This window comes from Rhizobium sp. P2_G2, assembly GCF_056403555.1.
Genome location: NZ_JBFUFF010000009.1, coordinates 1 through 22,731, shown reverse-complemented (window position 1 = coordinate 22,731; position 22,731 = coordinate 1). Strand labels below are relative to the sequence as shown.

The 22,731-nt window shown below is 62.4% G+C and carries 17 protein-coding genes and 2 pseudogenes; 11 read left to right on the top strand and 8 right to left on the bottom strand.

Going from position 1 to position 22,731, the window contains the following annotated elements; genetic code table 11:
- The first annotated feature begins 6 nt into the window (after positions 1–6).
- Positions 7–1,086, top strand: a complete 1,080-nt coding sequence (locus tag AC1D06_RS09975; RefSeq protein WP_477986087.1) for a LacI family DNA-binding transcriptional regulator — start codon at positions 7–9, stop codon at positions 1,084–1,086.
- A gap of 17 nt (positions 1,087–1,103) precedes the next feature.
- Here the strand turns inward: AC1D06_RS09975 and AC1D06_RS09970 are convergent, their stop codons facing one another.
- Both AC1D06_RS09970 and AC1D06_RS09965 read right to left on the bottom strand, forming a co-directional pair.
- The gene (locus AC1D06_RS09970) at positions 1,104–2,216 is read right to left on the bottom strand and encodes a Gfo/Idh/MocA family protein (protein WP_477986086.1); all 1,113 of its coding nucleotides are present in this window, start codon (positions 2,214–2,216) and stop codon (positions 1,104–1,106) included.
- 10 nt (positions 2,217–2,226) lie between these two features.
- Positions 2,227–2,931: a GntR family transcriptional regulator gene (locus AC1D06_RS09965; protein ID WP_477986173.1), complete on the bottom strand. Its 705-nt coding sequence runs from the start codon at positions 2,929–2,931 to the stop codon at positions 2,227–2,229.
- Positions 2,932–3,036: 105 nt separating this feature from the next.
- Here AC1D06_RS09965 and AC1D06_RS09960 point away from each other — a divergent pair, with 105 nt between their 5' ends.
- The gene (locus AC1D06_RS09960) at positions 3,037–4,194 is read left to right on the top strand and encodes an LLM class flavin-dependent oxidoreductase (protein ID WP_477986085.1); all 1,158 of its coding nucleotides are present in this window, start codon (positions 3,037–3,039) and stop codon (positions 4,192–4,194) included.
- A gap of 45 nt (positions 4,195–4,239) precedes the next feature.
- On the opposite strand, the gene AC1D06_RS09955 is transcribed toward AC1D06_RS09960, so the two are convergent.
- The 4 genes from AC1D06_RS09955 to AC1D06_RS09940 form a co-directional block, all read right to left on the bottom strand.
- Entirely contained in the window at positions 4,240–4,824 is a 585-nt protein-coding gene (locus AC1D06_RS09955; RefSeq protein ID WP_477986084.1) for a TetR/AcrR family transcriptional regulator, read from the bottom strand.
- A 91-nt stretch (positions 4,825–4,915) separates the two neighbouring features.
- The gene (locus AC1D06_RS09950) at positions 4,916–7,999 is read right to left on the bottom strand and encodes an efflux RND transporter permease subunit (protein ID WP_477986083.1); all 3,084 of its coding nucleotides are present in this window, start codon (positions 7,997–7,999) and stop codon (positions 4,916–4,918) included.
- The gene (locus tag AC1D06_RS09945) at positions 7,996–9,087 is read right to left on the bottom strand and encodes an efflux RND transporter periplasmic adaptor subunit (protein ID WP_477986082.1); all 1,092 of its coding nucleotides are present in this window, start codon (positions 9,085–9,087) and stop codon (positions 7,996–7,998) included. Before AC1D06_RS09945 ends, AC1D06_RS09950 begins: the two co-directional genes overlap by 4 nt.
- Positions 9,084–10,493: an efflux transporter outer membrane subunit gene (locus AC1D06_RS09940; protein ID WP_477986081.1), complete on the bottom strand. Its 1,410-nt coding sequence runs from the start codon at positions 10,491–10,493 to the stop codon at positions 9,084–9,086. The genes AC1D06_RS09945 and AC1D06_RS09940 overlap by 4 nt, the downstream gene beginning before the upstream one ends.
- 194 nt (positions 10,494–10,687) lie before the next feature.
- On the opposite strand from AC1D06_RS09940, the gene AC1D06_RS09935 reads away from it, so the two are divergent.
- The 9 genes and pseudogenes from AC1D06_RS09935 (at position 10,688) to AC1D06_RS09895 (ending at position 19,893) form a co-directional block, all read left to right on the top strand.
- Complete coding sequence (locus AC1D06_RS09935) at positions 10,688–11,377, top strand: response regulator (RefSeq protein WP_477882363.1); 690 nt, start codon at positions 10,688–10,690, stop codon at positions 11,375–11,377.
- Positions 11,377–12,741, top strand: a complete 1,365-nt coding sequence (locus AC1D06_RS09930; RefSeq protein ID WP_477986080.1) for a sensor histidine kinase — start codon at positions 11,377–11,379, stop codon at positions 12,739–12,741. Before AC1D06_RS09935 ends, AC1D06_RS09930 begins: the two co-directional genes overlap by 1 nt.
- A 213-nt stretch (positions 12,742–12,954) precedes the next feature.
- Positions 12,955–13,605, top strand: a pseudogene (locus AC1D06_RS09925) (ABC transporter permease); the annotation flags it as partial.
- Positions 13,602–14,413 (top strand): annotated as a pseudogene (locus AC1D06_RS09920) (ATP-binding cassette domain-containing protein). The pseudogenes AC1D06_RS09925 and AC1D06_RS09920, both read left to right, overlap by 4 nt.
- 287 nt (positions 14,414–14,700) lie before the next feature.
- Entirely contained in the window at positions 14,701–15,012 is a 312-nt protein-coding gene (locus tag AC1D06_RS09915; protein ID WP_477986079.1) for a MocE family 2Fe-2S type ferredoxin, read from the top strand.
- Between the two features lie 5 nt (positions 15,013–15,017).
- Complete coding sequence (locus AC1D06_RS09910; RefSeq protein ID WP_477986078.1) at positions 15,018–15,800, top strand: TIM barrel protein; 783 nt, start codon at positions 15,018–15,020, stop codon at positions 15,798–15,800.
- Between the two features lie 11 nt (positions 15,801–15,811).
- On the top strand, positions 15,812–16,621 hold the full coding sequence (locus AC1D06_RS09905; RefSeq protein WP_477986077.1) for a 3-methyl-2-oxobutanoate hydroxymethyltransferase: 810 nt from the start codon (positions 15,812–15,814) through the stop codon (positions 16,619–16,621).
- A gap of 169 nt (positions 16,622–16,790) precedes the next feature.
- Positions 16,791–17,915, top strand: coding sequence for a class II histone deacetylase (locus tag AC1D06_RS09900; protein WP_477986076.1), 1,125 nt, complete (start codon positions 16,791–16,793; stop codon positions 17,913–17,915).
- Positions 17,916–18,117: 202 nt separating this feature from the next.
- Entirely contained in the window at positions 18,118–19,893 is a 1,776-nt protein-coding gene (locus AC1D06_RS09895; protein ID WP_477986075.1) for an adenylate/guanylate cyclase domain-containing protein, read from the top strand.
- Between the two features lie 146 nt (positions 19,894–20,039).
- Here the strand turns inward: AC1D06_RS09895 and AC1D06_RS09890 are convergent, their stop codons facing one another.
- Both AC1D06_RS09890 and AC1D06_RS09885 read right to left on the bottom strand, forming a co-directional pair.
- Complete coding sequence (locus AC1D06_RS09890; protein ID WP_477882353.1) at positions 20,040–20,915, bottom strand: alpha/beta hydrolase fold domain-containing protein; 876 nt, start codon at positions 20,913–20,915, stop codon at positions 20,040–20,042.
- A complete protein-coding gene (locus AC1D06_RS09885) occupies positions 20,912–22,525 on the bottom strand; it encodes an ABC transporter substrate-binding protein (protein ID WP_477882351.1) in 1,614 nt (537 codons plus the stop codon). Before AC1D06_RS09885 ends, AC1D06_RS09890 begins: the two co-directional genes overlap by 4 nt.
- Positions 22,526–22,731: the final 206 nt, after the last annotated feature.

The following is a 22,731-nucleotide window of genomic DNA, read 5'->3' as shown; positions in this document are numbered from 1 at the left end:
CCGCGCATGAGCACGATTGGCAAGAGAGGTAAACCCAGCCGCAAAGTGCGGCTGGAGGACATCGCGGCGCGCTGCGGCGTGTCGATGAGCACGGCGTCGCGGGCGCTTGCCGGTGAAAAGGGCGTGCGCGCTGAAATCCGTGCCCAGGTCACCGAGGTCGCCAAAGCCTTGAATTACAACATCCCGACTTCGGTCGCCGGACAGAAGATCATCCTCGCGGCAAGCAGCGTGGCGATGATCGACTATGTCCGGAACCAGTTCACAGCACAGGTTCTCGAAGGCCTGTACCAGCGCGCCGAAACGCTCGACATCGAGATCGTCACCCGGCCGGTTTCCGGCATGCCGGGGGATATTGAAGGCCTGCGCGAAACGCTGGCAGACGATGCGATCGCCGGCTTTCTTTTCCTCACGCTCGACGACGAAAGCGTCCTCTCGCTCAGCCGCGACTTCGGCAAACCGGTCGTGCTGATCAATGGCGACGATCCGCTGATGCGGCTGTCGAGCGTCACCCCCTGCAACCGTTCCGGCGCCAGGATCGGCGCCGAATATCTGCAGTCGCTCGGTCATGAGCGCATCCTCTTCCTCATGCGTCGCGGCCGCCGCACCATCGAGCGGCGCTTCGAGGGCTGGCGCGACGCGCTTGTCGCAAGCCGCACAGGCGAGATCGACGACCTGGTGATGGAGGTGGAGGATTGGCTGCCCGAGCTTGCCGCCGACGCCATCGAGAGCCGCATCGCCAGGCGCGGACTTGATTTCACCGCCGTGCTCGCGGCCGGCGAAAGCCTGGCCGCCGGCGCCATGCTGGGCGTGCAGAAGGCCGGCTTCAACGTGCCGGCTGACGTCTCGGTCATGGGCATGGACGACCTGCCACAGGCCGCCTTCTACCATCCGCCACTGTCCTCGATCCATGTGCCGATGCGCGAGATCGGCGCGACCGCGCTCGACCTGCTGCTCGACGCCGTCAGCGGCAATGCCGCGCCCGCCCGCCGCATCGAACTCGCCTGTCATATCGTCGAACGAAAATCGACGGCGGCTGTGCCAAAGCCCCTCACCCCGGCCTCTCCGAAAGGGGATCCAGAGCGATAGGTTTTCGCCGCCCCACTTCACCGCACCACACCGTAGGGAACGCTGTCGAAACGCACGGCCTCGCCTGTCATCGCCGAATGCTGGGCGGCCATGCCCATGGCAACGGCCCACCAGCCGTCTTCGAGCGTCACTTCCACCGCCTGCTTGCCGAGCGCCGCACGCTGGAAGCGCTGATGCTGGTAAAACGTCGAGCCATTGTGATCGCCGGCGGCAAGCAGTGCCGGATCAACCGGGATTTCCACCAGGCGCGGCCCCTTGGGATCGCGTGGCGAAGCGATGACCTGCGGCACCGGCGGCGCGCCGAGATGATCAGGCCAGAACCGGCCCGGCCCCGGCACATGCGCCTCGATCTTGCCCTTCGGCCCGACGGCAGAAATCTCCTCCTGGTAGCGCGCGCCCTCGGCGAACATGCAGAGTTCCAGCATCGCCCTGGCGCCTGAGGCAAAATCGACGATCACATAAGCATTGTCCCAGATATCGGAATGCTCGCCGCCATAGACTTCGTCCAGATGGTTCACCGACTGCCCACCCGACGCCATCACCCGCATCGGATCGGATTCGAGGATGAAGCGCATCAGGTCGAAGAAATGGCAGCATTTCTCCACCAGCGTCCCGCCTGTGTTACGATTGAGGCGGTTCCAGTCGCCGACCTTTTCCAGAAAAGGAAAGCGATGCTCACGGATGGTCAGCATCTTGATGCCGCCTGTCAGCGCCTCCGCCTCTTCAACTAGCCGCGCCACCGGCGGCATGTAGCGGTATTCCATCGCCACCCAGATCGGCGCCGGATAGGCGGCACGAAGGGCGGCGAGCCTCGGCGCATCCTCCGGCGCGGTGAACAGCGGCTTTTCCACCAGGATCGGCAGCGGTCGGATCGCGGCAATTTCTTCCAGCTGCTGCAGATGCAGGTAGTTGGGGCTGACGATCAGCAGGCAATTGACCGCATCGACCGCCAGCACTTCGGCAATCGAGCCTGCCATGATCGAGCCGGGCGCCATTTCTCCGGCAATCGCGCGCATGCCGGCATCCGGCTCGTAGATCGCCGCAACCCGCGCGTTGGGGAGAAGCGCTATGTTGCGCAAATGCTCCTGCCCCATCATGCCGCAACCGATCAGACCGTAAGTCAACGTCATCCTGCAAAACCTATTTCAAACGCGCCACATAGCGGGCGACCGCGGGATCGAACCATGTGTGCGACACTTCGGCTTTGGCGCCATGCTGTTCCTGGCTGATGCGCAGCACATGCGGCACAGGCGCGCCGGCCACCATGCCGAATTCGGCAGGCGTCCAGTCCGGCACCGTGCCGAGCCCGATACGATCCTCAGCCCGCACGATCCACAGGCCGAGCTTCTGGCGATAATAAAGGTAGAGCGACTCCGACAATTCCTCCGCCTTCAGCGCCTCCGCATAACCGGCATCGAGCCAGATTTCCTCCAGCGCCGCGGGCTTGCCGGAAAGCCAGCGGATGCGGCGGATGCGGTGCGCCTCGCCGGATGTGCCGAATTGCGGCAGATCGGGCGGCTTGGGGCAGCGATCGACGCTCACGATCCCCGCCGTCGGCAGGCCCCCGCCTTCCAGCAGTTCCAGCCGGAACATGGCATACACGCTCTCGGGATCGCTGATGGCGCGGACATAGTTGCCGGAACCCTGCCTACGCTCCAGAAGACCGCGCTTCCCCAGCTCCGCCAACGCCTTTCTCAGCGTCCCGACCGCGATCCCAAGTTCAACCGCCATGTCGCGCTCCGGCGGCAGCCGCTCCCCGCCGATCAGCCGGTTGGCCGCGATGTCGCGGACCAAAAGTTCGGCGATCTGGATGTAGATCGGCAGGCTGCCGGCGGTCTGGATCATGTCCATCGGCGCCCTCCCAGGGCGCTGGAACGAAAATTGATACACTATTGATCTACATTAAACTTGATGTTACGCAAGAGAAAAGTTCAGTCCGAGAGAAAGATCATGACGGTCGTTCCGATAACATCCGCCGATCTCGATGCCGCCGAAGTGTCCTGGTTCGCCGCCCTCTGTTCCGATGATTATGAATATCTGGCAGTCCCCGACGGCCGGCTGCGATCGAGCTTCGAGCATTGTTCCGACATCGCAAAAAGGGCTGAGAAACTCGGCTTCCGCAACATCCTTTGCCCCTCCTCCTACCAGGTGGGTCAGGATACGCTGAGCTTCGTCGCCGCCTGTGCGCCGCTGACCGAAAAGATCAACATGCTCGCCGCCATCCGCTGCGGCGAAATGCAGCCGATCATGCTGGCCCGTACGGTCGCCACGCTCGACCACATGCTGAAGGGCCGGCTGACGCTCAACGTCATCAGCTCCGACTTTCCCGGCGAGGTCGCCGACAGCGCCTTTCGCTATCGGCGCAGCCATGAAGTGGTCGAAATCCTGCGCCAGGCCTGGACGCGTGACACGATCGATTTCGACGGCGAGGTCTATCGCTTCGAGGGCGTTTCGACCGACCCGGCAAAACCCTATCAGCAGAATGGCGGTCCGCTGCTCTATTTCGGCGGCTATTCGCCGGATGCGCTGGAGCTCTGCGGCGCGCAATGCGACGTCTACCTGATGTGGCCGGAACCAAAAGAGCAGCTCGCCGAACGGATGAAAGCCGTCCATGAACGCGCCGCCGCCCATGGCCGGACGCTCGACTACGGCCTGCGCGTCCATATGATCGTCCGCGACACCGAGAAGGAGGCGCGGGACTATGCCGAACACCTCGTCTCTAAGCTCAATGACGAATATGGGCGCATGATCCGCGAACGGGCGCACGATTCCATCTCGCTCGGCGTCGCCCACCAGGCCCGCGCCCGCGACCTTGCCGACCAGTTCGGCTATATCGAACCACATCTCTGGACCGGCATCGGCCGCGCCCGTTCCGGCTGCGGCGCGGCCATCGTCGGCTCGACCGACCAGGTGCTTTCGGAACTCCAGGCCTATCGCAAGATGGGCATCCGCGCCTTCATTCTCTCCGGCTACCCGCATCTCGACGAGGCCGAGCATTTCGGCACCAAAGTGCTGCCGCAGCTGAAAACCTGTTCGCTGCCATACGAATATGGCCGCGTGCCCGCCGACACGCCGGCAACGCCGCTTGGGAATGGGCCGCGCCGCTGATGCAATGCGCCAGCGATGCGCGTTGATGCGTCGCCCGGTTTCGGCTCATTTCACTCCATTGACGAAATACCGGATGCATTCCCTGAGATAGTCGTTCCGGTTGGCGGCAGGCGACGGTGTTTCACCGTTGGTCGAGAAACGGCTTGAAGCGTAGAGCACGTCGATCAGCAGCGATGCCGCGGCATAGGGGTCGCCAAGCTGCGATGCGCCGCGCTCCTTCCAATCGGTGAGCCAGAAGGCAAGCTGCTTCTTGTCGCGTTCGAACCCGTCCACGTTGACGATCGCCTCGAGTTCCGGAACCACATGTGCCTCGGCGAGCGCCAGCCGGATGAAGCGCATTTGCGGCAAATCCGTGCAGGGATCGACATCGACCCGCAAAAGCTTCACCAGGGCGGTCTCGAGGCATGTCTCCTCGATTGCCCGGGCAAAGGCCAGCGAATTCTTGCCATGCGCAGCGACCAGTGAGCGGAACAGATCGAGCTTGCTGGGAAACAGACGATAGAGCGTCCGCTTGGAGATCGTGCAGGCCGACGAGACGTCATCCATCCGCATTGCGGCAAAGCCGACCCTCAGGAAAATATCCATGGCTGCGGCGATGACGATGTCCATCTGCTCCTGATCGGAACGCACTTTCGGACGGCCTCGTCCCGCGCTTGGTCGAGGTATGGCGTTGAAGCTTCTCATCATCCCGGTCCCCAGAGATATCAGCTGTTGATTTTGTTCAATGCGACGTGACAAGGCTTGCCTCCGCGTTTGGCTTGCTTCGGAAAGGGCTGGCGATGATCTGCCCGAGATCATCGATGAAGGTGAAGATGACGGGGATCACCAGCAGGCTGAGGAAGGTCGAGGTGATCAGCCCGCCGATGACGACGATCGCCATCGGCGCGCGGAAACTTGCATCGCCGCCGCTCCAGCCGAGCGCCACCGGCAGCATGCCGGCGCCCATGGCGATCGTCGTCATGATGATCGGCCGCGCTCGCTTGTGGCAGGCATCGACAAGCGCCGGAATCCGGTTCAGGCCGCGCCTGCGGGCGACGATCGCGTATTCGACCAGCAGGATGGAGTTCTTGGTCACCACGCCCATCAGCATCAGCAGGCCGATCACCGCCGGCATCGAGAAGGCTGTGCCGGTCATCACCAGCGGCGCCAGCGCACCACCCAGCGACAACGGCAGCGCCATCAGGATGGTCGCAGGCTGGAGGAAATCATGAAACAGCAGGACGAGGACGGCGTAGATGCAGAATATGCCGATGCCCATGGCGATGCTGAAGCTGGAGAACAGTTCCGACATGCGCTCCAATTCACCTTGTTCAACCAGATGCACATTGCCGGGCAGGTTGCGGATGGACGAGAGACTCCGCACCTCGCTCATCACGTCGCCCAAGGCGCGGCCGTTCAGCTCGATGGAAAACGTGACGTTGCGGTAGCGGTCGAGGCGATCGATCTGCGAAGCGCTGCCGCCGATCCGGATCGTGGCGATCGATCCCAGCGACACGGCGCCCTTCGTTCCGGTGACGCGCAACTGCGACAGGGCGTCGATGCTGTTGCGCACCGACGGCTCCAGCCGGACACGGATGGCGATCTGCCGCTCAGGCAGATTGAGCTTGGAGAGCGAGGACGAATAGTCGCCATTGGTGGCGATGCGTACGACCTTGGCAATATCCTCCGACGTCACGCCCATCGCCGCCGCTCGCTGGAAATCCGGAATGATCTGGATTTCCGGAGCCTGTAGCGAGGCGCTGGAGGTGATGTTGCCGACGCCCTTCAGGCTGCGCAGATCCTTCTCGACCGAACTGGCCGCGAGGTCGAGCGCATCGGCATCGTCGCTGGCGAGCGTCACCTGCAGCTTGGTGCCGTTGCAGCCGGTGCCGACTTCGAGGCGAATGCCGGGGATCGCCGACAGCGCATTGCGGATATCGGCCTCGACATCGGCTTGCGAGCGGCTGCGATCATCGACGGAGGTGAGGTCGACGGTCAGCGTCGCCGTCGTCGGATCGGCCGTTTCCGACGAATTCATCGGGTCGCCGGTCGAGGCGGTGCCGATCGAGGCGAAGACATGCCTGACGTCCTTGACCTTGCTGATCAGGCCGGTCGCCTCAGCCGTCACCTTCTCGGTATCGGCGAGCTGGCTACCGGGCTGCAAGGTGATGGTGACACTGGTCTGCGCGTTGTCGGACATCGGGAAAAAACCGGTCTTGAGCAGCGGGATCGCCGACAGCGACACGGCAAGGAAGAGAACGACGCCCAACACCGTCAGCTTGCGATGGTTAAGGCAGGCGCGGACGAGTTTGAGATAGAGGCGCATCACGGCGCCATCCCGCTCGACATGATCCCTCGGTTTCATGAAATAAGCCGCCATCATCGGCGTCAGGAAACGGGCGACCATCAGCGACGCGACCACTGCGACGGCCGCGGTGACGCCGAACTGGCGGAAGATCAGGCCCGGAATGCCGCTCATGAAGGCCGTCGGAAGGAAAACGGCAACCAGGGTGAAGGTCGTGGCGATCACAGCCAGCCCGATCTCGTCGGCCGCCTCCATCGCCGCCTGCATCGGCGTCTTGCCCATGCGCAGGTGCCGCGCGATATTCTCCACCTCGACGATCGCGTCATCGACAAGGATGCCGACCACCAGCGACAGCGCCAGCAGCGAGATCGTGTTGAGGCTGAAACCGGCGAAATAGACCACCAGGAAGGTGGGGATGATCGACAGCGGCAGTGCGACGGCCGAAAGCACCGTGGCGCGCCAGTCGCGCAAAAACAACCACACGACGACGATCGCCAGCAATGCACCCTCATAGAGCATGTGCATCGACGAATTGTAGTTCGACTGGGTCGGCGCCACGGTGTTGCTGGCCTCGGTAACGGTGACGCCGGGATGGGCGGCCTGGAAGCTCAGCATCGCGGTCCGGATGTCCTTCACCACACCGGTGTCGGAAAAACCGTTCGACCGCTTGATCTGAACCGCAATCACCGGCTTGCCGTCGAAGGTCGCAAGCGAGGTGCGATCCGCGATCGTGTCGCTGACCTTGGCGACCTGGTCGAGACGGACGCTGACACCGCCGGACAGCGGGATCGACAGCGCCGAAATCTCGTCGACGGACGACACGGCACCCAGCAGGCGGATGGTCTGCTGCCGGCCGCCGATATCGGCCTTGCCGCCGGATTCGTCGATCTGCACGGACTTCAGCGCGGTCGATATATCAGATGCGGTGACGCCGAGCGACGTCATGAGGACGGGGTAGAGATCCACATGGACTTCGCGATCGACGCCACCGGCTCTATCGACTTCTCCCACACCCTTGACCGTGAGCAGGGCCTTGGTGAGGTCATTGTCGACAAACCAGGAAAGTTCGGTTTCATCCAGCTTGTCGGACTGGATGACATAGGTAAGCAACGCTGTGGACTGCACGGACTTCTTCGACACCTGCGGCGTCGCCATGTCCGTCGGCAGATCCGGGCTGGCGCTGTCGACGGCATTGCGCACTTCGCTCAGCGCCTCCTCGGTATCCTTGCCGATCTCGAAGGAGACACTGATCGACACCGCGCCATCGGTGATCGTGGTGGCGATGTGATCAAGTTGGCTCAGCGAGGCGAGCTTGTCCTCGATCTTGCGCGCCACCTCGGTTTCCAGCTGCGACGGCGCGGCTCCTTCGAGCGAGGCCGAGATGGTGATCGTCGGCAGGTCCATATCGGGGAATTGCTGCACCGACAGTTTCGAGAAGGCCAGCAGGCCGCAGACTGTCAGCAGTACGAAGAGCAGGATGGCGGGAACCGGATTGCGGATCGAGAAGGCGGAAATATTCATTGCGCGGCCTCTTCGGTCGGCACTACCTTGACCAGCGATCCATCGGAAAGGAATGCGCCGCCGGCAGCGACGACCGCAGCGCCGTCGGCAACGCCCGACAACACTTCCACACGGCCATCCCAGCGGCGGCCGATCTCAACCTTGCGGCGCGTGACATGATCGTCATTGGCGACGGTGAAGACATAGCTCATGCCGTCATTGAAGACCAAGGCGCTTTCGGGGATGGTCAGCGCCGATGTCGTGTCGAGCTCGATCGCACCGCTGACATTGAAGCCGGCCTTGGGCCTGTCGGACGGAGGCAGTTCGACATAAACGACCGCCCTGCCCGTATCCTTGCTGACGGTCGGCGCCACGCGCCGCACCACGCCATAGACATGCGTGCCGTCAGGCACATCAATCCGCGCTTTCAGGCCGGGATGCATGTTGTTGATATAGCGGGCCGATATTTCCGCCTGCCACTCGATCTTTTGCTGGCGGATCATGCGGAAGAGTTCCGATCCCGAAGATGTCACTGCACCCAGCGTCGCGGAACTGGACGAGATGACGCCATCGTCGACGGCACGGATCGTCGTCTGGTCGAGCTTGATGCGCTGGCTTTCGAGTGCCGCATTTTCCGATGCAAGCGAAGCCGTCGCCGTTTCTTCAGTGATCAGGTATTCGTTGATCTGCTGTTGGGAGAGCGCACCGGTTCCGTTGACTTTTCGCGCACGGGCGGCGTTCGCCTCCGCTTGCTTGAGATTGGCCTGCGCCGTCGCGACAGCCGCTTCCTGCTTGTGCAGGTCGGCCAGCACGCTGGCCTGTTCCAACTGCACCAGCACGTCGCCCTTCTTGACCACCGAGCCGACCTCGACCCTGATATCGACGATCTTCAGGCTGGCTTCGGCCGAGATCGATGCTTCCTGCCAGGCGGCAAGCCAGCCGCTCGCAGGGATCGACTGCGCCCAGGCCAGCGTCTCGGGCTTGACGGTGCTCACCGTCAGTGCCGGCGTCGCCACCGGCTCATTCGCCGGCAACGAATAGGACGGGAAAAATGCGATGGACAGCATTGCGATCGATACCGCCGTCAATGTCCGCCTGGGGGTGTTCATCCTTTTTCTCCTTTCGACGGAGCAGCGATGTCGTCCGCGCTCCAGCCGCCGCCCAGCGCCTTGTAGAGCGCGATCCAATATTCGACGGCGTCGCGGCGCAGGCCGATCAGGGTGATTTCGGCAGATTGGGCCGACCGCCGCGCTTCCTCGCGGTCAAGCACGCTCGCACCGCCGGCCCGCCAGTTCTCATCGACCGACTGGAAATAGGTCCTGTATTCCCGCGCCGCCGTGGCGGCGTCGGATAGCTGCCGATGAGCACTGTCGAGATGCACCAGGGCTGTCTCGACATCCTTGACCGCCGAGAGCACGCCGGCGCGGTAATTCGCATCCGCCAGATCGTAATCCGCCTTCGCCAGTTTGACGGCGGCACGACGCTGGCCGCCATCGAAGAGCGGCACCGACAGCGACGGCCCGAACGACCAGGGCAGGTTGGCGCCGGCCAGGCTGTTGTGGTTGAGCGTCAGCGATCCCGAAACCGACAGGCTGGGATAGAGATCGCCCTCGGCCGCCCCTGCCGCGAACGCATTTGCCGCGACTTCCTTCTCCAGCGAATAGACGTCGGGCCGCTGGCGCAGCAGATCGGCCGGCACCGAGCGGACCGAGAAGCTGCGCGGCTGAGGGATGCGCTGCGGACCGCTTTTCAGGATATCGCGGACCTGCAACTCGTCACCACCGGCCAATTCTGCCATCGACTTGATCAGGACTTCGCATTCGGCTGCCTGTGCGGTGAGGGACGAGGATGAGCTCGCCGCACTCGCCCGCACAAGCGCCAAATCCGCCGTTGATTTCAGCCCTGTCACGGCGGAGAGCTCTGTTGCCTTGATTGTCTGCTGTTGCGATGCCAGTTCGTCGCGATAGGTCGCTTCGAGCTGGCGGCAGGCGCGATATTGCACGTAGTCGTCGGCCACTTCGGCGGCGAGCGACACGCGCGCGTCATGCCAATCGGCAATCCGTGCCGTCACCTTGGCATCGGCGGCCTTCACATTGTTCCTGGCCTTGCCGAACAGATCGACTTCCCAGCTGGCATCGAGCCCGCCCGAGCGCGTCGTCGACGCGGCGACCTTCTGCACAGTGTTGGCATTCGTGCCCGACCGCAGCGCCGAGGCCGAGCCGGTCAGCGACGGAAACAGGCTCGATGTCTCGGACTGATAGGTGGCGCGCGCCGCATCGATATTGGCGATCGCCACGTCGAGCGAGGTGTTGTTGACCTGCGATAGCGCCAACAGTTTCGTCAGCGCCGGATCGTGGAAACCGGACCACCAGTCGACCAGATTGGCCGTCTTGCCGGCATGCGGAAGCCTGCCCTGCCAATGCGAAGCTAGATAGGGCTCCGCCGGCGTGACGCGCGGCATCGAAACGCAACTGCACAGTGCGGCCGAGAGAACGAGTGTCAGAGCGGCCTTCATCGGCCGGCATCCGAGAGTTTTAGAACAAAAGAACATTTCACCATCAGGGGCTGAAACTGAAGCTGATGGTGGTCATGTAGGCTGGCGAGCGTTAAGTGCTGTCAAGCAAGTGTAAAGTTGAGTAAAATCCCTCGACGGCCTGACTAAAGAGTGTATCGGGGCGAAGCCGGCCTGCCCGGCCGGAGAAGGATACGATGACGAAAGTGCTGCTGATCGACGATGACGTGGAGCTGACATCCTTGCTGTCCGAATATCTCGTGGACGAAGGATTCGATGCCCAGGCCATCAATGATGGCCGCGCCGGCGTCGAGGAAGTCCAGTCGCGCCAATATGACATCGTCGTCCTCGACATCATGATGCCGAAACTCAATGGCATCGAAATCCTGCAGCGAATTCGTAAGACGAGCGATATTCCGGTGCTGATGCTGACGGCGCGCGGTGACAATATCGACCGTATCACCGGCCTCAATCTCGGTGCCGATGACTATGTCTCGAAACCCTGCACGCCGGACGAACTGGTGGCGCGATTGCGGGCCATTCTGCGACGCACCCAGCGCAACTCGGCCGACAGCGGGACCGGCGCGTTGAAGAGCGGCGACCTGGCGCTCAATCCGGGCACGCGCACGGCCGAGTGGAAGGACCAGCCGCTGGAACTGACCGGCGTCGAATTCAATATCCTGGAAGTGCTGGTGCGCAGCGCCGGTCAGCTTGTGTCCAAGCGCGACATGGCCAAGCGGGCCTTCGGCCAGCCGCTGGCGGCCTTCGATCGCCGCATCGATGTCCACATTTCCAGCATACGCCAGAAGCTCGGCCTGCAGCCCGACGGACAGTCCTGGATCAGGACCGTGCGCGGCCAGGGCTATCAACTGGTGACGGAGCGCTGATGGGGCGGATTTTCTGGCAGTTCTTCGCCGCTATCTGGCTGACGATCTTTGCCGCAATCGCCTTCATCACGCTTGCCAACAGCTATCTCAAAGTGCTGCCGCCGAAGGGAGGAATGCTCGAATCGCAGCGGTGGCAGGCGTTCGACACGGTTTCCCTGTTGATCGCCCGGGGCGAGATCGTCACGGCGCGCACCTATGTCGCGGCATTGGCGCAACCGCGTGAGCCGACGCTCGGCAAGTCCATGTCACCGCCCGGCGATTTCGGCGACGGGCCACCGGGACAACGGCGCGAGCCGATGCTGGTGACGATCACGCCTGCTCCCGAGATCATGGATGAAGCGGCTTGCAGAGGTGAGAACCGGACGCAGCGAATGATATTCGACGCGAAGAACAGACGTTGCTATCATGTCGAAGTGCCGGAGCTACAGCTCAGCTTCATCGAAAGCTATGCGCCCGAAATGCTGCCGCCGGCCGCCATGTTTCTGACCAGCATCGTCTCGGCTTATGTGTTGACGCGCTATCTTGCGCGTCCGGTCATCGCCCTGCGTTCTGGGCTAAGCGCCTTGGCGGGCGGCAATTTCACCGCGCGCGTCGGCTCCCGCCGGGGCTGGTGGAATGACGGCATAACCGCGCTGGGCCACGATTTCGACGTGACCGCCGGCAAGCTGGAAGCACTGCAGGAAAACCAGAAGCAGCTCTTCCATGATGTGTCCCACGAATTGCGCTCGCCGCTATCGCGCATGCAGGCCGCCCTTGGTCTGGTCCGGAAAAATCCCGCCAAGCTCGATGCCATGCTGCCGCGCATGGAGCGCGAGATCGAGCGGCTCGACGGGCTGGTCGAACAGATTCTCACCCTTGCACGGCTCAGAACGCCAGACAATTTTATCATGGAGCGGCAAGCGGTTGATATACTCGATCTTGTCGCTGTCATCATCGATGACGCCGCATTCGAAGCCGAAGCGCGCGACATAAGGATCGATTTCGAGGGCGCGGAAAGCTTCGTCATGGAGGTGAATGGTGAATTGATCTACCGCGCCATCGAAAACGTGGTTCGCAACGCCGTCAAATATTCCAACGAAGGCAGTGTCATTTCCATCAAGGCAAAGACGCTCGGCATCGATACGCTGAACATCTCCATACACAATCTCGGGCCTTTCGTCGCGCCGGAGGATGTCGACCGCCTGTTCGATCCGTTCACGCGCCTCAATGCGAGTGACAGCGTCAGCGGTCATGGCCTGGGAATGGCGATCACCCGCCGCGCCATCGAGGCACATGGCGGCAGCGTCTCGGCGGTAAGCAATCGCAATGGCGGCCTGACGGTGCGCCTGCATCTTTCCAGAAGCGCAGAAAAGGCCGGAGCCTGACGGTTCTTACGCCTGAAAAAGGCCTAAGCTGCAAGCAACGACTTGAGGCGCACGGATGTCGAGGCGAGTTCCTGTTCCGGAGGCCGAACCCTCGCCAGGATCAGCATTTCCGCCAGCCTTATGTCTTTCGCCACGGCATTGCCTCTGCCGACACCACTGGCGGCTACGACTTGCCGTTCGGCACCGAGATGAAAGAGGATGAACGCGCCCCGGGTCCCGTCGTTCGTCGTGACGCTGGCGACACTCTTCGCGGTCGCCGGGCTGACGCTTGGCCTGTCGGTCATCCTGGCCGGAAGCACCAGCGTTGCGCTCAAGGGTGGGCCGGCTGCCAAAATGCTGCTCGGCCAGTTCGTCGGCGGAAAATTCCAGGTGACGATCTTCTGGTGGATTGCAGCCATCGCGATCGTCGGCTTCATTCTCAACGTCTCGCGCTTCGGCAACTGGATTTTCGCCATGGGCGGCGATCAGGTGAGCGCCCGCAATGCCGGCATTCCGACCGAACGCCTGACGATCTGGCTGTTCGTCGGCAGCGGTCTGTGCTCCGCCTTCGTCGGCCTCTCCCAGGCGTTGCTCTATAACAGCGCCCAGGTGGCGGCCGGCCAGTCCTTCATCTTCAATTCAATCATCGCGGTTGTCGTCGGCGGTGTGCTGCTTACCGGCGGCTATGGCTCGGTCGTCGGCATCGTGCTGGGCACGCTGACCTTCTCGATCATCAATCAGGGCATTTTCTACACCGGCTTCGACGCCAACTGGGCCTCGCTGATCATCGGCGTGCTGCTGCTGGCGGCCGTGCTGATGAACAACACATTCCGCACCATGGCGCTGAGTTACGCGCCGCGGATCAAGAAGGGGATACCCGGATGAAGACGCCTCTCATCAAACTGACCAATGTCTGCAAATCCTTCGGACCGATCGATGTCAACGACATTTCGCTCGATGTCCACGCCGGCGAAGTCCTCTGCCTGCTCCGCGACAATGGCGCCGGCAAGAGCACGCTGATCAAGGTCTTCTCCGGCGTCCACAAGCCGACCTCGGGCACTATGGAAGTCGGTGGCAAGGCAGTCGAGTTCGAAGGCCCCAGGGAAGCAAGCGAGCATGGGATCGCCACCGTCCACCAGTTCGGCGGCACCTTCCTCTGATGAGCATCGGGCGTTCGTTCTTCGTCGGCGCGGAACCGACAAGGCGGGTCGGACCATTCACCGTCTACGATCGCAAGCGGGCCAACGAGATCGCCCTCAAGGAAATGCGCGAACTCGGCATCACCCGCATCGATGATGGCGACCGCCTGGTCGGCGGCCTTTCCGGCGGCGAGCGCCAGGCGCTGGCGATCGCACGCGCAGTGCATTTCGGCGCCAATGTGCTGATCCTCGACGAACCCACAGCGGCGCTCGGCGTGAAAGAGGCGGCGCATGTGCTGCGGATCGTCCTGCAGGCGCGGCAGAAGGGCATTGCGGTGATCTTCATCACCCACAATGTCGTGCATGCGCTGACCGTCGGCGATCATTTCGCCGTGCTGATCCGCGGCGCCAAGGCAGCCGATTTCCGCAAGGGCGAGAAAAGCCGAGAGGAGATCACCGATCCGATGGCAGGTGGCGAGCAGATGGCCGAACTGGAGAAGGAAATTGAGGGCTACATGGTGGCGCAGTCGGAAGCGGCTGAGGCTGCCATGTAGCGTAAGTGGAGAATTGCCAGCTCTATCGCATATGACTCAAAGACCCCTCCCCACAAGGAGGCGGGGCTTAACCTGCGGCTCCGCCGTGCTCCAATTGAGGCAAGGAGCGTGCCGCAAGTCTTCTCCCCTTGTGGGGGAGATGGCCGGCAGGCCAGAGAGGGTCTTTATCCCACATGCGATCGCCCTGCTCCCGAAGTCCGTCACCTCCACGGCGGACAAAGTTGCGGCCCGGGTCCGCCCGGGCCGCACCCTACAGATGAACGACAACGACGAAGAGAGTGCGAGACATGCCACAATGGGTAGAGGCCTGCGGGGTCGATGATGTCGAGACGGAAGAGGTGATCCGCTTCGACCACCAGGGCCGGACATTCTGCGTCTATCGCAGCCCCGACGACGCCTATTTCTGCACCGACGGTCTCTGCACGCATGAAAAAGTACATCTCGCCGAAGGCCTCGTCATGGACTATACGATCGAATGCCCAAAGCATAACGGCGTGTTCGATTATCGCACGGGCGAGGCCGTGCGCATGCCGGTCTGCGTCAACCTGAAAACCTATCCCACCAAGGTCGAGAACGACCGCGTCTTCATCGAGATCTGAACATTATGACCGCACAATTCTCTCTCGCCGCCTGCGCGGAAATGCTCTGGCGCGACCGCCCGATCGAATGGCGCGCGAGCAAACTGAAGGACATGGGTTTTGGCGTCGGCCTGTGGAACTGGCCTGCGCATGACATCGCCAAGCTCGAAGCCACCGGCGCCACCTTCACCATCATGAACGGCTATCTCACGGGCCGCCTCATCGATGACGAAGGGGCGGACGAACTGATCAGGACCGCGCGCGAAACGGCTCAGATCGGCAAACGGCTCGGCGTGCAGCGGCTCAACCTGCATGGCACTGGCCTCGGAGATCGCGGACTGCCCGTCCAGCCGATCGAGGTCGCCACCGGCGTGATGTGGCTCAAGGCGCGCGACACCCTTCTGCGGGTCGTCGAGCTGGCGGAAGAGGAAAACGTCACCTTCGCGCTCGAAAACCTCAACCTCCTGGTCGACCATCCCGGTGTTCCATTCGGCCGCGCCGAGGACACGCTGGCTCTGGTCTCCAGCATCGACCATCCGCGCCTGCAGCTCAATCTCGACCTCTATCACGTGCAGATCGGCGAAGGAAACCTGATCGAAATGTGCAAAAAATGCCTGCCCTGGATCGGCGAAATCCAGGTCGCGGACGTGCCTGGCCGATTTGAGCCGGGAACCGGCGAAGTCAATTGGCACGGTGTCGCCAAGGCACTAAAGACCATGGGCTATTCGGGTCCGGTCGCCATGGAGGCCTATGCCTCTGGCGATCCCGAACAGGCTCTCGAAGCCTTTCGTGCAGCATTTACAGTGTGAGGTGAAGGAATATGGGCAATAGCAGACGGCCGACCGTGGCCGACATCCGGGCGATGAAGGCGCGCGGCCAGAAAATCACGATGCTGTTCGTGCGGACGCTGGAGGAGGCCGATGCGGCCGATGCGGCGGGCATTGACATGCTCTCCATCGAGGGCCGCTATTTTAGTCCGGAAATGCGCGAGGCAGCGGGAAAATGCTTCGTCCAGGTGGGCCTGCCCTATGGCCCCGCCGGCAAGCTGGCAACCGGTGACGACTATTTGCGCGAGGCCTTCCACTTCATGGCCATCGGCGGCGACTGCTTCTATTGCGCCGCGTCGCTCGACATCCAGAAACTGCTCGCCGACAATGCCGTACCGGTCGTCGCCCATGTCGGCCTGATCCCGTCGCAAAACACCTGGACCGGCGGCTTCAAGGCAGTCGGCAAGACCGCAGATAGCGCCAAGGCCGTCTGGGATCACGTCAAGCGGCTGGAGAAGATCGGCTGCTTCGGCGCCGAGCTCGAAGTCGTGCCGGACCGCGTCGCCGAACTGATTTCCAGGTCGACACCGCTGATCATGCTCGGCATGGGCGCCGGCCCCGGCGCGGACGCGCAATATCTGTTCACCGAAGACGTCCTCGGCCACACGCGCGGCCACAAGCCCCGGCATGCGAAAACCTATCGCAATTTCGCGGCTGAATTCGAGCGGCTGCAGCAGGAACGCGTCTCGGCGTTCAAGGAATTCATCTCCGACGTCCAGACCGGCGCCTATCCGGCGACACAACACGTGGTGCCGATTTCGGATGATGAGTTCGAGAGTTTCAGGAAGCGCGTCACGGGCTGAGGCGCGCCTTGCCCCGACCAACACTGGCCTCCCTTCGGCACCGTGAACCGTCCCATCTCATGCTCGGCAGCTTACGTTGCCGCATGGAGGCCTTTACCGAACGCAAATATGTCGGCATCGATAGCTCTGCCTGAACGCCATCCGGCGATAGCGCAAGCGGAGGACATCCATGACGACATCGAGCACCGGCTTCTGGTGGGACGAAAAGTGCTTTTGGCATTCCGGCGGCAGCTATGCCTTCCTGATGCCGGTGGGCGGGCTGGTGCAGCCACTCGCCGCGGGCGGCCTGCCGGAAAATCCAGAGACGAAGCGGCGTCTGAAGAACCTCCTGCATGTCACCGGCCTGATTCAGGAATTATCGGTCTCCTCCGCGCCGCCGGCAACCGAAGAAGAACTGCGCCGGGTGCATCCCGCCGCCTATCTGCAGGCCTTCAAGCAATTGTCCGACGGCAAGGGCGGCGAGCTCGGCGAGCGCACGCCCTTCGGCCCCGGCGGCTATGACATCGCGGCGATCTCGGCCGGGCTTGCGACCGAGGCCATGCGCAGCGTGCTTGCCGGCCGGCAGCGCAATGCCTATGCACTGTCGCGCCCGCCGGGCCATCATTGCCTCCCCGACAAGCCGATGGGCTTCTGCCTGCTCGCCAATATCGCAATCGCCATCGAAGCCGCCTTCGCCGAAAAGCGCGCCGAACGCATCGCCGTCATCGACTGGGACGTGCACCACGGCAACGGCACCGAAGCGATCTTCTATGACCGCGCCGATGTGCTGACGATCTCGCTGCACCAGGAAAACAACTATCCGCGCGATTCCGGCCACGTTGAGGATCGCGGCTCAGGCCGTGGCGAAGGCCACAATATCAATATCCCGATGATCCCCGGTACCGGCCATATCGGCTACCTGCATGCCTTCGAGCGCATCGTGCTGCCGGCTCTTCACGCCTACAAGCCCGACATGATCGTCGTCGCCTGCGGCTTCGATGCCTCCGGCGTCGATCCGCTGTCGCGCATGATGGCATCGTCGAAGACCTTCGCCGAGATGACCCGGCTGACCATGCAGGCCGCCGACGATCTCTGCGGCGGCCGGCTGCTGCTCGTCCACGAAGGCGGCTATTCCGAAGCGCATGTGCCGTTCTGCGGCCATGCCGTCATCGCCACGCTCGCCGGCTCGTCGATTACGGCGCCGGATCCGCTCGCAGTGCGGCTCGATTTCCAGCAGCCCAATGCCGATTTCACCGCCTACCAGACGGGTCTTATCGACAAGATGGCCGAGATCTTTGCCGGGCAAAGTTTATAAGAACGAAAACTGCCATGCTCCGTCGCAACAATGAACGCCCTCCTGGGTCGGAAGAATTGACCGGCCAGGTTTGAGTCTTCGTTGCTCCGATCCAGCAGGATGGCAATCGTATCCGGACCATGATTGTTCTGGATTTCGTTTCTGCTACTGTCATGGGCTCTGGCTCGGGGAGAGAGCCGCATAGATCAGGACGCATCCGGCTATGACCAAGGGAGTGACGCAACGTCGTTTGGCGGCCATCTTTGCGGCTGATGTGGTCGGCTACAGCCGCCTCATGGGCGTCGACGAGAATGGCACCCTTGCAGCATTCAAGGCCCATCGGCGCGAATTGCTGGACCACAAGATTGCCGAGCACAAGGGTAGGATCGTCAAGCATACCGGTGACGGCATGCTGGTTGAGTTCCCGAGCGTCGTCAATGCCGTCGCCTGCGCCATCGACATCCAGCAAGGAATGCGCGAGCGCAATCGCGATGTGCCTGAGGACCGGCGCCTCGAATTCCGCATCGGCATCAATCTCGGTGACATCATCTTCGAGGACAACGACATCTTCGGCGACGGCGTCAACATCGCGGCACGGATCGAAAGTGTAGCCAAGCCAGGCGGCGTTGCCGTGTCCGGCTCGGTCAGGGACAGTGTCGGCAACAAGCTTGAGCTTACATTCGAGGATACCGGTGAGCAGACGCTGAAGAACATCGAGCGGCCGGTGCGGGTCTATAACGTCAACCTCTTCCCCAACATTGCCCTCCCTGATCCGCCTGCAGCTCCGGTCAGTGCAAGGCCGGCCGCGAAGCCGCAGCCATCGATCGCGGTTCTGCCCTTCGACAATATGAGCGGTGATCCCGAGCAGGAATATTTCTCGGACGGCATCACCGAGGACATCATTACCGACCTTTCCAAGATTGCCGGAATGCTGGTGGTGGCACGCAATTCGAGCTTTGCCTACAAGCACAAGAGTCCCGATCTACGGGTCGTGGGGCGCGATCTCGGGGTCGCATTCGTGCTCGAAGGATCGATCCGCCGCGCCGGAAACCGTGTCCGCATCACGGCCCAGCTGATCGATGCAACAAGCGGCGGGCATCTTTGGGCCGAACGCTACGATCGCGAGATGACGGATATATTCGCGGTCCAGGACGAGGTGACCCTTCAGATCGTCCAGGCGCTCAAAGTGACGCTCCGGCCATCTGAAAAGGCGCTGCTGGCGGTCAATCGCACCAACAATATCGAGGCGCATGACTGCTTTCTGCGCGGACGTGAACTGTTGCTGGGATCGACCAAGAATCGCGACGTCTTCCTTCAGATCGTCGAAATCCTAAGGCGCGCGATCGACTTCGATCCCAACTACGCGGAGCCTTATGCAGGGCTCGGCATGGCTTATTGTCTCGACTTCCAGAACCGTTGGGCCGACACGCCAGATGGCCTTGATCTGGCCGCTCATTTCGCAGCACAAGCCATAGAAAAAGGACCGAACGAACCCTATGCGCATTATGCCGCCGCCGTCATTGCGATTTGGAAGCGAGACCTGGACGGTGCCAGATCCGCGGTGGAGAAGGCGCTGGAGCTCAATCCGAACTATGCGCTTGCTTATGGAACACGCGGTCTAGCCCTGGTCTATCTGGGCCATCCATTGGAAGCGGTCCCGGATATTGAGCGCGCCATGCGCCTGGAACCGGGTTTCTCTCAACAATACCTGCATTTCCTCGGTTCGGCCTATCTGGTGGCCGGTCAATACGAGGCGGCGGCAGCAGCCTTTCGCGAACGGATCCACCTTTCGCCGAAGACCGACCTTTCGCGTGCCTTCCTGGCAGCCACACTGGGTCACCTCGGTGAGGTCGACGAGGCCAGGCGCGTGTGGCAAGAGCTGAAAGACGTAAACCCGAAATATTCATTCGAGGGGCACCTGGCTCGCCTGCCGTTTCGGAACCAGGAATATGGAGACAGGATACGAGAGGGCGTGGCGAAGGCCGGGCTTACGGACTGAATGGTATCTCAGGGGCGAACGGGCGCGGCATTGAGATACCAATTCCCGGTTATGTCGCTCCTTTGGCCGTCCTGAACAAAGCGCAAATTTCCGCGGGCACAGCCCGACCGCTTTCTCCAGGCGGCCTTCCGCTCAGGCTCGCACGCTCACCGTACCCTAGCCGATATCCAGGCCGCGACGCGCTTCATCGCGGCCGCGGGCTTGGCGGACACATCGACATTGTGCAAAAAGCCGTGCCCCTCCCCCTCGACCACGTCGATAACGACTGTCCGTCCACAAGCCCGAAGCGCCGCTGCCATTTCAAGGCTATCGTCCAGCAGGGGGTCGTCGGCCGCAGCCATCAGGTAAACCGGCACGGATGAAGGCCGAGCGATGTGGGCGGAGGAATAGACGTTCTGCGCCGCGCCGCCGTTGGCAAGAGCGAAATAGCGCCCCACGCAGGCCGCATCGGTTCCATCGGCGCGATTTCCGCGTGCGAGCAGAGACGGGCTGTCGAGCCGGCCATCGGCGCCGTAGAAACTGCAGACCGCAATGACATTGGACCGCAGCGCCTGTGGCAGGCTGGCCTCCAGCGCCAGCGCTATCGCGCCGCCGGCAGAGTCGCCGCACAGGATGATTTTTCCGACGCCCATCCTCACCAGATGCGCGACGGCAGCCACGCCATCCTCGACCGGCGCCGGCGCGACGAAATCGGGTGCCAGGCGATAATCGACCGAATAAAGCGACAAGCCGCTCTCCCGGCAGAGCGCCACGGTGATGTCCGCATGCGTCAGCGGCGAGCCGACGATGAAGCCGCCGCCGTGGAAATAGACGATGGCTGCATCGCCCTGCCCCGACGCGGCATGCGCCAACACCCGAGCACTCCCGCCACCGACCTCCACCCACGCCGCCCACGCCGGCATCGGCTTGGCCCGCTGTCGCTCGTATTCACGTCGCAGCATCGCCACATCGCCATTCAGCCAATCGAGCGCCGGCGGAGCCGCGGCGGGTTCGCCCTCTCGCCGAGGCTCCCGCGATGTCATGCGAACCACCAGCGCTCGGCGCCGCGGGCGCCGTCGAGCGGCCAGCTGGCGGACAGCTTTTCGCCATGCATGACGTTGGAGCGCCGCGCATAGATCCAGTTGCGGAAGAACGGGATGATCGTGCCGCCCTTGTCGCTGACGATGCGCTGCATTTCGCCATACATCTCCGCGCGCTTCTTGGTTTCGATCTCGGCACGCGCCTCGATCAGGAGCTTGTTGAAGCGGTCATTGTCGAAATGCGATTCATTCCAATCGGCGCCCTTGGCATAGCCGAGCGAGAAGATGATATCCGGCGTCGGACGCTGGCCCCAGCCGGCCATGCAGAACGGCTTCTTCAGCCAGACGTCACTCCAGTAGCTGTCATTGACCTCGCGCTTGACCTCGACATTGACGCCGATCTTCTTGGCCATTTCGGCGAACAGCACCGCCATGTCCGTGGCGCCGGTAATCACGGTGTCGGCGGCCGAGAGCTGGATCGTCAGGCCGTCGAGGCCGGCCTTCTTGATCAGCGCGCGGGCCTGGTCGGGATCGTAGGGCCGCTGCTTCTGGCCGGCGTCATAGAAGGGCATAGTCGGCGCGATGGGCTGGTCGTTGCCGATAGAGCCATGGCCCTTCAGCACCCGCTTCATCAGCTGCTCGCGGTCGGTGGCGAGCTTTAGGGCCATCCTGAGATCGAGATTGCTGAACGGCTTGGCGTCACAGAACATCGGCATGCCGACATGCGTGCCGGACGGCACCTCGTCCACCTTGATGCCATCGTCCTGGGCCATCAGGTCGACGGTGTTGTAGTCGCATTCGATGATCGCATCGAAGGTGGTCGATTGCAGCGCCGATTGCCGGGCGACGACGTCATTGGCGGCGGTGAAATCGACCTCGTCGAAATGCGCCTTGTCCGGCTTCCAGTAATTGGCGAAACGCTTCATCGTTGCGCGCACGCCCGGCTCGAAACTGTCGAGCACATAGCCGCCGGTGCCGGCATTGTCGAGCGGATCTATCTTGCCGTCCTTGCCGAGCGGCAGCATGATCAGATGATAGTCGGTCAGCGCAAAGGGAATGTCGGCATTGCCCTGCTTGAGCTTCAGCACCAGCGTATTGTTGTCATCGACCTTGATCTCGTCGATGGCCGACAGCAGCGGCTTGGCGGCGGATTTCGACTGAGCGCCGCGATGCAGGTTGAGCGAGGCCGCCGCATCCTTGGCATCGAAAGTCTTGCCGTTGTGGAATTCCACGCCCTTGCGCAGCTTTAAGGTCCAGGTCTTCGCATCCTTCGACGCTTCCAGACTTTCCGCCAGTTCGCCGGTCACTGTATTGTCCGGGGCGATTTCGGTGAGGAAATTGTTGCGCGTATGGGCCATGGTGATCATGAAGCGCGAATTGTAGGTCGTCGGATCGAGCGTATCGGACGTGTTGCCGTCATCAAGGCCGACGCGGAAGGTGCCGCCCTTCTTCGGCGTGGCCGCCGCGACTTCACGCGTCCAGAGGCTCGAAGCGGCTGTGACCCCCAGCCCCAGAGCCAACGCGCCCTGCATGAAGCCGCGGCGATTGATCCTTCCGGAAAGCGCATGTGCCTTAAGTTCCGATAATGCGGACTTGTTTTCGGTATCGGCCATTTCCGTCTCCATCCTGTTGATTGGTTCCCCTGCGAGCGCCCGGTTTTCAGGTCTTTCGCGGCGATCATCCTACGAGTGGTGACCAGTCTCGAATGAGCAGGATTTGGTGAAAAATGTGCAGGGTTTGGTTTCGAAGACCAGGACAATCGCTTGTGGCACACCCCCCTCTGTCCTGCCGGACATCTCCCCCACAAGGGGGGAGAGTG

What these genes read in the sequence shown, in the direction of transcription:
- AC1D06_RS09910 (WP_477986078.1), top strand. Translation starts at nt 15,018, where the DNA reads ATGACCGCACAATTCTCTCTCGCCGCCTGCGCGGAAATGCTCTGGCGC.
- AC1D06_RS09900 (WP_477986076.1), top strand. Translation starts at nt 16,791, where the DNA reads ATGACGACATCGAGCACCGGCTTCTGGTGGGACGAAAAGTGCTTTTGG.
- AC1D06_RS09975 (WP_477986087.1), top strand. Translation starts at nt 7, where the DNA reads ATGAGCACGATTGGCAAGAGAGGTAAACCCAGCCGCAAAGTGCGGCTG.
- AC1D06_RS09965 (WP_477986173.1), bottom strand. Translation starts at nt 2,931, where the DNA reads ATGATCCAGACCGCCGGCAGCCTGCCGATCTACATCCAGATCGCCGAA.
- AC1D06_RS09885 (WP_477882351.1), bottom strand. Translation starts at nt 22,525, where the DNA reads ATGGCCGATACCGAAAACAAGTCCGCATTATCGGAACTTAAGGCACAT.
- AC1D06_RS09905 (WP_477986077.1), top strand. Translation starts at nt 15,812, where the DNA reads ATGGGCAATAGCAGACGGCCGACCGTGGCCGACATCCGGGCGATGAAG.
- AC1D06_RS09930 (WP_477986080.1), top strand. Translation starts at nt 11,377, where the DNA reads ATGGGGCGGATTTTCTGGCAGTTCTTCGCCGCTATCTGGCTGACGATC.
- AC1D06_RS09915 (WP_477986079.1), top strand. Translation starts at nt 14,701, where the DNA reads ATGCCACAATGGGTAGAGGCCTGCGGGGTCGATGATGTCGAGACGGAA.
- AC1D06_RS09960 (WP_477986085.1), top strand. Translation starts at nt 3,037, where the DNA reads ATGACGGTCGTTCCGATAACATCCGCCGATCTCGATGCCGCCGAAGTG.
- AC1D06_RS09950 (WP_477986083.1), bottom strand. Translation starts at nt 7,999, where the DNA reads ATGAATATTTCCGCCTTCTCGATCCGCAATCCGGTTCCCGCCATCCTG.
- AC1D06_RS09970 (WP_477986086.1), bottom strand. Translation starts at nt 2,216, where the DNA reads ATGACGTTGACTTACGGTCTGATCGGTTGCGGCATGATGGGGCAGGAG.
- AC1D06_RS09940 (WP_477986081.1), bottom strand. Translation starts at nt 10,493, where the DNA reads ATGAAGGCCGCTCTGACACTCGTTCTCTCGGCCGCACTGTGCAGTTGC.
- AC1D06_RS09890 (WP_477882353.1), bottom strand. Translation starts at nt 20,915, where the DNA reads ATGACATCGCGGGAGCCTCGGCGAGAGGGCGAACCCGCCGCGGCTCCG.
- AC1D06_RS09935 (WP_477882363.1), top strand. Translation starts at nt 10,688, where the DNA reads ATGACGAAAGTGCTGCTGATCGACGATGACGTGGAGCTGACATCCTTG.
- AC1D06_RS09895 (WP_477986075.1), top strand. Translation starts at nt 18,118, where the DNA reads ATGACCAAGGGAGTGACGCAACGTCGTTTGGCGGCCATCTTTGCGGCT.
- AC1D06_RS09945 (WP_477986082.1), bottom strand. Translation starts at nt 9,087, where the DNA reads ATGAACACCCCCAGGCGGACATTGACGGCGGTATCGATCGCAATGCTG.